General features: G+C 43.9%; 2 protein-coding genes. One reads left to right on the top strand and one right to left on the bottom strand.

The features are described from left to right. The first annotated feature begins 146 nt into the window (after positions 1-146). The gene (locus LZP96_RS23835; RefSeq protein WP_000286799.1) at positions 147-1376 is read left to right on the top strand and encodes an EAL and HDOD domain-containing protein; all 1230 of its coding nucleotides are present in this window, start codon (positions 147-149) and stop codon (positions 1374-1376) included. A 126-nt stretch (positions 1377-1502) separates the two neighbouring features. On the opposite strand, the gene LZP96_RS23830 is transcribed toward LZP96_RS23835, so the two are convergent. Beyond that, positions 1503-1589, bottom strand: an 87-nt coding sequence (locus LZP96_RS23830) for an IS1 family transposase (protein WP_019725062.1), incomplete at its 5' end; no start/stop codon positions are given.

Here is a 1589-nt window from a genome sequence, read left to right as displayed (position 1 = left end):
CTGGGCGAAATGCGCCTGGTAAGCAGAGTTTTTGAAATGTAAGGCCTTTGAATAAGACAAAAGGCTGCCTCATCGCTAACTTTGCAACAGTGCCATAGAAAGGTTACATTTCTAAAAATTATAACGCTGACCTGGGGACCGGGAATATGTATTCATTTATCGCACGCCAGCCTATTTTTGACACAAAAATGCAGACCGTCGCTTATGAGCTGCTTTTCAGAGACGGAATGAACAATGCCTTTCCCGATGTTTCACCAGAATACGCCACGTCCAGAATGATTTCTGACCAGTTTTTATGCATCCCTGTTCCCCGTATAGCCAACAATCACAGTTCTTTTATTAATGTGCCGCACCAGATGATCATTAACGGACTGGGCGATACGCTGCCGAATGAAAAAGTGGTCATCGAAATTCTGGAAAATGCAGTCCCGGATGATGCGCTTTTCTGTGCCGTAAAGGATATGCACGACAGGGGTTACCAGCTTGCGCTCGATGATTTCACGATGGATGATGAATGGGACCGCTTTATGCAGTATATTTCTGTCATCAAATTTGATGTCAGAGACAATGACTATGAAGATATCCGGCAATATATCCACAGAAAAAGTCAGCTTCTGCAGGGCATAAAATTCCTTGCTGAAAAAGTGGAAACAAGGGACGAGTTTGAGCTTTACAGCCGGGCGGGTTTCGCGCTTTTCCAGGGATTTTTCTTCAGTCGCCCGGAAATCCTCAGAAATAAATGCCTTTCCCAGAACCCCCTGCCACTCTCCAGGCTGATGATGGAGGTGAACAGGGAAAACCCGGACTTTGCCGCGGTCGAACGTCTGCTTAAAACCGATCTGACGCTGTCATATAAAATCATGCGCTACGTCAGAAACATGCTGTTTAAATCACATGGCATAATTCAGGCGGACAATCTTACCCTGAAAGAAATGCTGATGTATATGGGGGGCAAAGAACTCCGGCGGTTTGTTGCGGTGGCCGCCCTTTCAAATATGGGGCGTTCCGGCATCAGTGAACTTTATCATCTGAGCATGGTTCGCGGAAAATTCTGCGAATTAATTGCCGAAAAAATAAATAATGTTTCATTATCCTATAACGCATTTATATGCGGTCTGTTTTCATTGCTGGATGTCATTCTTGAACTCCCCATGGACGATTTAATTAAACAGATTTCAATCCCGCAAAACGTAACTGCCGCGCTTTGTGAACATAAAGGTGAACTTTTTGACATACTGACCCTGTCGTTATGTTATGAGAAACTTAACTGGGAGGAAACCGCGAAAATATGTAATACCCTCAATATCAGCGAGTTCACTGTTATAGAAACCATGCAGGCCGCAACAAAATGGGCGGACGAGCTCGCCGTCTGTTAAGGATATTTATCACAAGACAAATCAGTCATACACATCATTTTTTTAATTAAAGAAATACCGGTGAACGCCGTTATATCCGCTTATCCAGACACAACGAGACACTATTATCATGGTAATAACTCCAACTTATTGATAGTGTTTTATGTTCAGATAATGCCCGATGACTTTGTCATGCAGCTCCACCGATTTTGAGAACGACAGCGACTTCCGTCC

This window comes from Huaxiibacter chinensis (genome assembly GCF_022171985.1).
Classification (GTDB): domain Bacteria; phylum Pseudomonadota; class Gammaproteobacteria; order Enterobacterales; family Enterobacteriaceae; genus Enterobacter; species Enterobacter chinensis_A.
This window is presented reverse-complemented; position numbering and strand designations above follow the sequence as displayed.